Source organism: Streptomyces sp. NPDC032126, assembly GCF_055580085.1.
On record NZ_JBVIMA010000002.1, the window covers coordinates 988,038 to 998,301 of the forward strand.

At 73.5% G+C, this 10,264-nt stretch carries 6 protein-coding genes; 1 reads left to right on the top strand and 5 read right to left on the bottom strand.

Features of this window, described 5'->3' with window-relative positions:
* Window positions 1–176: 176 nt before the first annotated feature.
* From ACZ5NW_RS12935 to ACZ5NW_RS12955, 5 genes are all read right to left on the bottom strand, one after another.
* A complete protein-coding gene (locus tag ACZ5NW_RS12935; protein WP_468743884.1) occupies window positions 177–1,154 on the bottom strand; it encodes a Gfo/Idh/MocA family protein in 978 nt (325 codons plus the stop codon).
* Between the two features lie 44 nt (window positions 1,155–1,198).
* Window positions 1,199–2,314 (bottom strand): DegT/DnrJ/EryC1/StrS family aminotransferase, encoded by a 1,116-nt coding sequence (locus tag ACZ5NW_RS12940; RefSeq protein WP_468743848.1) that lies wholly within the window; start codon window positions 2,312–2,314, stop codon window positions 1,199–1,201.
* A gap of 427 nt (window positions 2,315–2,741) precedes the next feature.
* Window positions 2,742–7,073, bottom strand: coding sequence for an Rne/Rng family ribonuclease (locus ACZ5NW_RS12945; RefSeq protein ID WP_468743849.1), 4,332 nt, complete (start codon window positions 7,071–7,073; stop codon window positions 2,742–2,744).
* A 276-nt stretch (window positions 7,074–7,349) separates the two neighbouring features.
* Window positions 7,350–8,111: a TIGR03936 family radical SAM-associated protein gene (locus ACZ5NW_RS12950; RefSeq protein ID WP_468743850.1), complete on the bottom strand. Its 762-nt coding sequence runs from the start codon at window positions 8,109–8,111 to the stop codon at window positions 7,350–7,352.
* A gap of 48 nt (window positions 8,112–8,159) precedes the next feature.
* Window positions 8,160–9,344 carry a hypothetical protein gene (locus ACZ5NW_RS12955; protein WP_468743851.1) on the bottom strand — a complete coding sequence of 395 codons (1,185 nt, stop codon included), beginning with the start codon at window positions 9,342–9,344 and terminating at the stop codon, window positions 8,160–8,162.
* Between the two features lie 230 nt (window positions 9,345–9,574).
* Here ACZ5NW_RS12955 and ACZ5NW_RS12960 point away from each other — a divergent pair.
* Window positions 9,575–10,264 (top strand): glycosyltransferase (locus tag ACZ5NW_RS12960; protein ID WP_468743852.1); only part of this gene is annotated, 690 nt, incomplete at its 3' end.

The window sequence follows — 10,264 nt, forward strand, 5'->3', positions numbered from 1 at the left end:
CTCGGACGCGAGGTGCCGGAGGCGGGGCCTAGTCATCGGTCCCCGCCCGTCTTATGCCGGCCGTGACACGGGACAGCGGGTGCCGTCCGGCGTCGTGGGACGGCGTTCCCCCGTGCCCGCTGCCGAGGAGCGGCGCCGCGCCGGTCTGCGCGAGCCGCTCCTGCGACGGGTGTTTCTCAGCTGTCACTGGTAGCCAGATCCTCCGGCTGAAGGCTGACACTGCGATTGTCCATGGCCGACTCCAGAACCGCGGCCGCCACCTCGACCGTCCGCATGCCCTGGCGGAGCGTGCAGATGTCGGCGGGCTTGCCGAGCACGGCGTCCCGGAACAGCTCGTGCTCGACGAGCAGCGGCTCCCGCTTCGGAATGGCGTACCGGATCATGTCACCTTCGGACACACCCCGGAAGGCCTGCAGGGCCTCCCATTCCGTGGCCACCGCGGCGTTGGAGTGGAAGGTGAGGTCGGCGGTGAGCGTGTCGGCGATGAAGCAGCCGCGCTCGCCGGTGACCGAGGTGAAGCGCTCCTTGAGCGGGCTCAGCCAGTTGACGAGGTGGTTGACCATCGTGCCGTCGTCGAGGCGACCGACCGCGGAGACCATGTCCTCGTGCTCACGGCCGCTCTTGGAGACGGTGTGGGCGGCGATGGACACATACTGCCGGCCCGTCACCCAGCCGGTGAGGTCGATGTCGTGCGTGGCGAGGTCCTTGACCACGCCGACGTCGGCGATCCGGTGCGGGAAGGGACCCTGACGGCGGGTGACGACCTGGTAGACGTCACCCAGTTCGCCGGCCTCCAGGCGGGCGCGCAGCGAGCGCAGCGCCGGGTTGCAGCGCTCGATGTGACCGACGCCGGCCACCAGACCGCGCGACTCGAAGGCCTCCACCAGACGGCGGGCTCCCTCGACGGTGTCCGCGACCGGCTTCTCCACCAGCGCGCACACGCCGGCCTCGGCGAGCGTGAGACCGACCTCCTCGTGCAGGGCGGTGGGGCAGGCGACGACGGCGTAGTCGATGCCGAGGGCGATGAGCTCCTCGACGGTGTTCAGCACGGGCGCCCCCTGGGCGGCGCCGTACTTGTCACCGAACGGGTCGACGACGCCGACGAAGTCGACACCGTCCAGGCCGGCCAGGACGCGGGCGTGGTGACGGCCCATCGATCCGAGGCCGACCAGACCGGCCCGCAGCGGCTTCGCGGTGCTCACAGCTGCTCTCCCAGAGCGTTCACAGTGGTGACGATACGGTCCAGGTCCTGCTGGGTCAGAGCGGGGTGGACCGGGAGCGAGACGACCTCGGCGGCCGCACGCTCGGTCTCGGGCAGGTCCCAGGTGCGACCGGCCTTCTGGTCCGGCTCCCAGTACGGCTTCAGCCGGTGGATGGGGGTCGGGTAGTACACGGCGTTGCCGATGCCGGCCTCGGTGAGCTTCGCCATGAAGGCGTCGCGGTCACCGGTGACCCGGATCGTGTACTGGTGGTAGATGTGGCGCGCGCCCTCGGCGACCTTCGGCGTGACCACGTTCGCGGCGGTGATGTTCTCCGACAGGAACGCGGCGTTGGCGATGCGCTTCTCCGTCCAGCCGGCGAGCTTGGTCAGCTGCACGCGGCCGATCGCGGCCGAGACGTCCGTCATACGGACGTTGGCGCCCACGATCTCGTTGGCGTACCGCTGCTCCATGCCCTGGTTGCGCAGCAGGCGCAGGGTGCGCGCCAGCTCCGCGTCGGCGGTGGAGATCATGCCGCCCTCAAGGCTGTGCATGTTCTTCGTCGGGTAGAAGCTGAAGGTGCCCGCGGCACCGAAGGCGCCCACAGGGGTGCCGTTCAGCGCGGCCGCGTGCGCCTGGCAGGCGTCCTCGACCACGGCCAGGTCGTGCTTGGCCGCGATCGCCATGATCTTGTCCATGGCGGCCGGGTGGCCGTACAGGTGCACCGGCATGATCGCGGTGGTGCGGGGCGTGATCGCGGCCTCGACGGCGGCCGGGTCCAGACAGAAGCTGTCGGCCTCGATGTCGACGAAGACGGCGTCCGCGCCGACCAGCCGGACCGCGTTGGCGGAGGCGGCGAACGAGAACGACGGGACGATGACCTCGTCGCCCGGGCCGATACCCAGTCCCATCAGCGTGAGGTGGAGCGCGGAGGTACCGGAGTTGACGGCGACGCAGTGACGCCCGTCGACCAGCTCCCCGAACTCCTCCTCGAAGGCGGCCACCTCGGGGCCCTGGACGACCCTGCCGCTGCGCAGGACGCGGACCGCGGCCTCGATCTCCTCTTCGTCGATCACAGGCTTGGCGGCCGGTATGAACTCATGGGCGTCGGTCATCGACATCCCTTCCTCTACGGCGACCTTGTAGGTGCACCACGTCGTGCAGGGGTCGGGAAGGGACGGTGTCGAGCACCGGCACGTCCGCATCCCTGGGGAGTTCGCGATGCCTGTCGGCGGCGAACGGCTTGTGCCGTGCTCAGCGGCTGCGGTCACGACGGGTGCCTTCTCGGCGCGCCGAGACCACGGTTCACGTTACCAGCACGGGCTTGGCGTTTTTCCCGAGGGTTATCACAGCGAAACCGAGGGACCAAGTGCCCTCGGTCACAAGCGGTACACAGGGTGACCGCACCATGAGCCCGATGTTACGCGTGGTCAAACCCCGCCGCACGGACATCGCGTCCGGCTGAGCGGACGTGTCGCCGTGCGACGGGGTTCGACCGATGCGACGCTCGGTCGGTCGAGAACCGAGCCCTCGGTCGGGGACTCAGTCCTCGGTAGAGGCCGAGACGGACGGCGCGGTCGTCCGGGCGGCCGCGGTCTTCTTCGCCCCCGACGTGGCCGCCTTCTTGGCCGTCGTCTTCTTGGCGGCCGTCTTCTTCGCGGCGGTCTTCTTGGCCGTCGTCTTCTTCGTGGCGGCCTTCTTCGCCGTGGCCTTCTTGGCGGTCTTGCGTGCCGCCGTCTTCTTGGCCGGGGTCTCCTCCGCCTCGTCGGCGGTCACGGCGGACTCCTCCGCGACCGGCGCCTCGGCACCCTCCGCGCCGGTGGCCGGGACCACCACGACCGCCGTCTCCTCGGACGCGGTGGGCGCGGTGGCCTTGCGGACGGCACGGCGGCGCGGACGGGCCGGGGCGGCGGTCTCGGCGACCGGCTCCGCCTCGGGCTCGGCCGCGACCGGGGCCTCGGCCACCGGCTCCGGCGCCTCGGCGGCCGGGGCGGCCGACTCGGTGACCGTCACCACGGCGGCCTCCGCTCCCGCGGGCGACCCGGCCGGCGCGGACACCTTGCGGGTGGCGCGACGACGCGTACGGCCCTTGGGCGCGGCCTCCTCGACGGGGGCGGCCTCGACCACCGGGTCCTCCACGGCGACCGGCTCGGTCTGCGCGACGGCGGCCTCGGCCGGCTGCACCGGACGCTCGGCCTCCGCCTCGGCGGTGGCCTCCTGGGCGGTCGGCGCCTGCGCGGGCACGGCCCCCGCCTTCCGCGGCGCACCCGCCGGGGCGGACGCACGACGGCTCGCCCGGCGCCGGCCACGGCCACGGGTGGCCGCCGCCTCCGCCTCGGCGATGCTGCTGTACAGCTCCTCGTCCGGCGCGAAGTCGGGGGCGGGCAGCGCGACCGGCTCGGCCACGGCCGCGGTCGCGATCTCGCTCTCCGCCTCCTCCTCGGCGGTCACGACGGGCTCGGGCACCTCGACGACGGCCTCGTGCTCGTGCTCGTGCACGTGCTCCTGGGCCTCGCCGCCGCGGCCGCGCTTCTTGCGCTTGCCACCGGCGGCCGACGGCTGCTCCATGTGCACGATGACACCGCGGCCGTTGCAGTGGACGCAGGTCTCGGAGAAGGACTCCAGCAGGCCCTGGCCGACCCGCTTGCGGGTCATCTGGACCAGGCCCAGCGAGGTGACCTCGGCGACCTGATGCTTCGTACGGTCCCGGCCCAGGCACTCCAGGAGGCGCCGCAGCACCAGGTCCCGGTTGGACTCCAGCACCATGTCGATGAAGTCGATGACGATGATGCCGCCGAGGTCGCGCAGCCGCAGCTGGCGCACGATCTCCTCGGCCGCCTCCAGGTTGTTCCGGGTGACCGTCTCTTCGAGGTTGCCGCCCTGACCGGTGAACTTGCCGGTGTTGACGTCGACGACGACCATCGCCTCGGTCCGGTCGATCACCAGCGAACCGCCGCTCGGCAGCCAGACCTTGCGGTCCAGCGCCTTGGAGAGCTGCTCGTCGATCCGGTAGGTGGCGAAGACGTCGACCTCGGAGGTCCACCGCGACAGCCGGCCGGCCAGGTCCGGGGCGACGTGCGAGACGTACCCGTGGATGGTCGACCAGGCGTCGTCGCCGCTGACGACGACCTTGGAGAAGTCCTCGTTGAAGATGTCGCGGACGACCCGGACGGTCATGTCCGGCTCGCCGTACAGCAGCGTCGGAGCGTTGCCGCTCTTCGCCTTCTTCTGGATCTCCTCCCACTGCGCCTGGAGCCGCTCGACGTCACGGCGCAGCTCGTCCTCGCTCGCGCCCTCGGCGGCGGTGCGCACGATGACGCCCGCGTCCTCGGGGACGATCTTCTTGAGGATGCTCTTCAGCCGCGCCCGCTCGGTGTCGGGCAGCTTGCGGCTGATGCCGGTCATCGAGCCCTCGGGGACGTACACGAGGTAGCGGCCCGGCAGGGAGACCTGGCTGGTCAGACGGGCGCCCTTGTGGCCGATCGGGTCCTTGGTGACCTGCACGAGGACCGACTGGCCGGACTTCAGGGCGGACTCGATGCGCCGCGGCCCGTTGGCCATGCCCAGCGCCTCGAAGTTGACCTCACCGGCGTAGAGCACCGCGTTGCGGCCCTTGCCGATGTCGATGAAGGCGGCCTCCATCGACGGCAGCACGTTCTGGACCTTGCCCAGGTAGACGTTGCCGACGTACGAGGTCGACTGCTCCTTGTTGACGTAGTGCTCGACGAGCACGCCGTCCTCCAGGACGCCGATCTGCGTGCGCTCGCCGCTCTGGCGGACGACCATCACGCGCTCGACGGCCTCACGGCGGGCCAGGAACTCGGCCTCGGTGATGATCGGCACGCGACGGCGGCCCTGCTCGCGGCCCTCGCGGCGGCGCTGCTTCTTCGCCTCCAGACGCGTGGAGCCCTTGATGGACTGCACCTCGTCGGACGGCTCGGACGGCTTGCGGGGCTCGCGGACCTTGACGACGGTGCGCTCCGGGTCGCCCTCGCCGGGCTCGGTGTCCACGGTGGTGTCACCGGCGCGGCGGCGACGACGGCGGCGACGGCGGCTGCCGGCGGTGGAGGCGCCGGCCTCGTCGGCCTCCTCGTCCTCTTCCTCCTGCTCGGCGGTGTCCTCGGCGTCCTGCGCGGCCTGCTCGGCGGCCAGCTCGTCGGCCTCGGCGCCCTCGCCCTCGCCCTCGACGGCCTCGCCCCGGCGACGGCGACGGCCGCCCCGGCGGCGACGGCGGCGCGAACCGGTCTCCTCGGTCTCCTCGCCCTCGATGACGTCCTCGGCGGACTCGTCGCCCTCCTCGGCCTCCTCCTCGACGGACTCGACGGGCGCGGCGGACTCGGCGGCCCGGATCGTCTCGGGGGTCTGGAAGGTGGGCTCGGCGGCCTCCTCGTCCTGCGCGGCACCCCGGCGCCGGCGACGACGGCGCGTCACGGGCTCCTCCACGAGGTCCTCGGACGCGACGGCCTCGACGGGCTCGGCGGGTGCCGGAGCATCGGCGGCAGCGGCCTCGGCGGCGGCCCGCTGGGGCGTCTGGAACTGCGGCTCGGTGAACACGGGCGCCTGGAAGACGGCGACCGCGGGCCGGGCCGGGCGGCGCGGGGACTCCTCCTCGTCGCTCTCGGCGGAGCCCACGGCCGGGGCGGGCTCGGAGAACCCGCCGGCGGCCTTGCGGACGACGCGGCGACGGCCACGGCGGGGGGCTGCCTCCTCGGCGGCGGGCGCCTGGTCGCCGGCGGGACCGGCGGCACCCGCGGGCTGAGCGGCACGCCGGGAACGGGCCTCCGCGGCAGCGGCGGCCTCGCCGCTGGCGGGCTCGGTCACGGGGGTCTCCACGGCGGACTCGGCGGCCTCAGCCTCGTCCTCGCGCTCGGCGGCGGTGTCCACCCCGGCGGCGGCGACGGGCGCCTCGGGCGCGGCGGCGACGGCGCCCTCGGGCGCACCGGCGGGCGCGGACACGCGCCGCGTGGCCCGGCGGCGGACACGGCGCGGGGCGGCGTCCTCGGCGGGTGCTTCGGCGGCGGGCACTTCGGCAGGCGCCGGCTCCTCGACGCTCGCGGGGGCCTCGGCGGTCCGGGCCGACTCCACGACCTCGGCGGTCTCGGCGGCCTTCGGCGCACCGGCGGGCGCGGAGGCGCGGCGGGTGGCCCGGCGCCGGGTACGACCGGCGGGCGCTGCCTCGGCGGCGGGCTGTTCCACGGCCGGCTCGGCGCCGGTCTCGCTGGACGGGGTCTCGGTCACGACGGCCTCCTCGGCCTCGCTGATCGCGGCGGCCGCGGGCACGACGGTCTCGGCGGCCTCGGCGGGTGCCGGAGCCCCGGCGGGCGCGGAGGCGCGTCGGGTGGCGCGGCGACGGGTACGGCGAGGAGCGGCCTCCTCCTCGGCGGCGGCCTCCTGGGCCACAGGGGTCTCGGCGGGCTCGGCCACGGCGGCCGCGGCCTGCGGCGCCTGGGCCTCGGCCTCCTGGGCGCTGTCCGGCGCCACGGCCTCTTCGGCGTCCTCGGCCTCGTCCTCGACGTCGGCCCGGACCTCGGCTTCGGCGGGGGTGGAAGCCGCCGGTACGACGGTCTCGGCGGCCTCGGCGGCTGCCGGGGCCCCGGCCGGTGCGGAGGCACGGCGCGTGGCGCGACGGCGCGGACGGGCGGGCGCCGCCTCGGCGGCGGCCTCCTCGGCCTGTCCGGCCACCGGAGCCTCGGCCACCGGGGCCTCGGACTCCGCGGCCGGTATGGCCGCAGCGGTCTCCTCCACGGGCGTCTCGGATCCGCCCACCGGCGGACCGGCCGGGCGGGAAGCAGCACGGCGCCGACGACGCGGCGGCAGGGTGTCGCTGGGGGTGTTCGGTTCGGAACCCTCGATGGGTTCGGTCGGCTCGAGCATGCGGGCTTTTCTCCCGTCAGGCTCCCGGGCGCCGCGCCTGGTCCGGCGTCGATCAGGATCGACCGCCGTTGACGTCCGCGGCTCGCGCGATGCGCGTCTGCCGCCGTCCGGGGCGCGGGCGCCGCACGGGAGCTCTCTGTGTCCTGTCTCGCCGGTTCCGTACGCCATGTTGCGTACGGCCTGGCGAAAGTCTTCTGGTCGGTGCGCTGCCCGACCCAGGTGGCTCCCGAGTACGAGGGCGGCGCTTACGACGTCCGTCCCTTCGCGGGACCTTCCTTACGCCGGCGCCGTCGCGGCGGCAGCGGAACCGGCCGGTTGGGCCGTCGCCGCCTCGCGGTCGGGCGCGAGCGGGTCGGTCACCGTGCCGGTCTCTTCATCGAGCAGCCCCTGCGCCAGCCTGGTCACCGCTGCGGGGACCGGCGGCGCCAGGTCGGCCACGGCGCGGAGACCGGACAGGACGTCGTCGGGTCGTACGGCAGGCGTCACGTGCCGAACAACCAGCCGCAGTATCGCACAGGGCTGGTCGGTCGGCCTATCAGCCGTTTCACTCTGCGTTTCCAGTTGTACGACCGCCGGGCGGGCGTCGAAGGTGCGCACGCCGTTCTTCGTCGTGCGCCGGACCTCGACGGACTCGGCGGCGTTGAAGGCCAGGACGGCGCGCTCGGCGTCGGCCGGGTCCACTCCGTCGAGCCGCAGCTCCCACACGGAGGCCGTGAGCCGGTCGGCCAGGCCCGAGGTGCGGACCTCGACCGCGTCGACGACATCGAGGCCGATCGGCAGCGACTCGTCGAGCAGCGCTCTCAGTTTCTCCGGGTCACGCGCCTCGGTGAGGGCGATCTCCAGGTACTCCGCCTCACTGCCCGTGCCGGTGGGTGCGGCATTGGCGTACGACACCTTCGGGTGCGGCGTGAACCCCGCCGAGTACGCCATCGGCACCTCGGCGCGGCGCAGCGCACGCTCGAAGGCGCGCTGGAAGTCACGGTGGCTGGTGAACCGGAGGCGGCCGCGCTTGGTGTAGCGCAGTCGAATGCGCTGCACCGCGGGTGCGGGCGGCGGGCCTTCGGGCTGTCGCTTGCCCAGTGTCGTTCAGTCCTTCGTGAGAGCGGTCGTACTTCTACCAAGAGTACGTGTCTCGGGCGCCCCGGGTTCCCGCCGGGACACCCTCTCCCTCTCCCGGGGTTCCCCGAAGAGGGCGCGGCGCACGTCGGCGCGGGCCTGGCGGACCGTCTCGCGGGCGGCGGCGAGGGCGCCCCGGGCGGCCACGCCCGCCGCGCGGACGGCCTCGGCGACGGGCCGCAGCACGGCGTCGCGCACCACGTGCCCGACCGGGGTGAGGACCGTCCGGTACACCCAGCGGACCGGCTCCACGAAGATCCACCGGAAGAGGGTGCCGAGGAACCGCCCGACGACCAGCGAGAACCGCCCGGCGACCCGCCAGGCGTGCCCGAGGGCCTGCCCCACCTCGTGCGCGACGACGGCCAGCACCCGCCCCAGGGGAGCGAGCACCCACCGCCACAGCGCCACCGCAGGCAGCACGAACAGCACCCGCCCGGTCCAGTACAGGGCCAGGCCCGCCCCGGCGACGACCGCGCCCATCAGCCACGACACCGCCCGCCCGAGGGGCGCGAGGACCCACGTGTACAACCAGAGCGACGGGACGACGACGCCGTAGCGCACGAGCCAGGTCACGGGCACGACGACGAGATACCGCACGAGCCACGCCACGACGGTCCAGGTCCCCACGCCCAGGGCGGCGAGGACGAACCCGAGCCCCTTCAGCACCCACGTCACGGCCCGCCCGACGGGCGCCAGCACCCACCGGTACAGCCACATCGCCGGCACGACGACCAGGACCCGCGCGAGCCACGCCAGCACGGCCCCCGCGCCCCGTACGAGCCAGGCGAGGCCGTGTCCCAGGGGAGTCAGCACCCGCCGGTACAGCCACTGCGCCGGCGCCACCACGAGCACCCGCCCCAGCCAGGCCAGCCCCTTGCCGGCCGGCACGACGACGTAGCGCCACAGCGCGACGAAGGGCCAGACGAAGAGGGCCCGCGCGAGCCACCCCAGAGCGCGTCCGAGGGGCCGGAACACCGTCCGCCCGAGGAACCGCCAGGCGACGACGAGCGCGTCCCACGCCATCCGCACCGGCAGGACCAGCACCAGTGCGACGATCCGCACCGGCATCCGTAGGGCGACGACGAGACATCCCTCGGGCGCCCCCTGTTCGGGCTGCCGCGCGGGACGCCGCTCGGGCGGTTTCTCCAGATCCATATCGACGTAGACGCCGCGACCGCTCCCGTGGATGCACCAACCGGCCGGACGACACGGGCGCGTTCCCGCGGGCACGCCGTTCGACCGGTCGCACAACCGTGAAGCTCGCGTGCTGACCGGTGGCGGGCGCGGTCTACGAGACCACCTGCGCGGTCGCAGGTGCGTTCGACGGGCCGCGGCGGCCCGTCGAGCGCACCTTTTGCGGCTTTCTCCCCTTAACGTCACAGGCCATGCAAACGGTCTGCCTCAATATGATCGTCAAGAACGAAGCGCATGTGATCCGCCGCTGTCTCGACTCCGTACGCCCCCTGGTCGACTCATGGGTGATCCTCGACACGGGCTCGACCGACGGCACGCAGGACATCGTCCGCGACACGCTCGCCGACCTCCCCGGAGTGCTGTACGAGAGCCCCTGGAAGGGCTTCGACCTGAGCCGCACCGAGGCGATCGAGCCGGCCCGGGACCGCGCGGACTACCTCCTCTTCATCGACGCCGACGATGTGATGGAGACGGCACCCGGGTTCTCGATGCCGGAACTCACCCATGACTGCTACGACTTCGAGGTCCGCCACGGCCCCGTCGTCCACTGGCGCCCGACGATGGTGTCGACCCGCCTCCCCTGGCGCTACGTCGGTGTGCTGCACGAGTACCTGGAGTGCGACACGGACTTCAGCCGGGCGACCCTCGACGGCGCGCGGATGGTCATCATGGGCGGCGGCGGACGGCTGGAGGGCGGTCAGCGGGCGAAGTACCTCCGCGACGCCGCGATCCTCAAGGACGGCCTCAACAAGGAGCCGGACAACGCCCGTTACGCCTTCTACCTCGCCCAGAGCTGGCGCGACGCCGGCGAACCCGCGAAGGCGCTCGCCGCGTACGACAAGCGGGCGGCCATGGCCGGCTTCGACGAGGAGGCGTTCTGC

Coding starts and splice junctions, on each gene's coding strand:
- ACZ5NW_RS12945 (WP_468743849.1), bottom strand. CDS start 7,073: ATGCTCGAGCCGACCGAACCCATCGAGGGTTCCGAACCGAACACCCCC.
- ACZ5NW_RS12935 (WP_468743884.1), bottom strand. CDS start 1,154: ATGGGCCGTCACCACGCCCGCGTCCTGGCCGGCCTGGACGGTGTCGAC.
- ACZ5NW_RS12955 (WP_468743851.1), bottom strand. CDS start 9,344: ATGGATCTGGAGAAACCGCCCGAGCGGCGTCCCGCGCGGCAGCCCGAA.
- ACZ5NW_RS12940 (WP_468743848.1), bottom strand. CDS start 2,314: ATGACCGACGCCCATGAGTTCATACCGGCCGCCAAGCCTGTGATCGAC.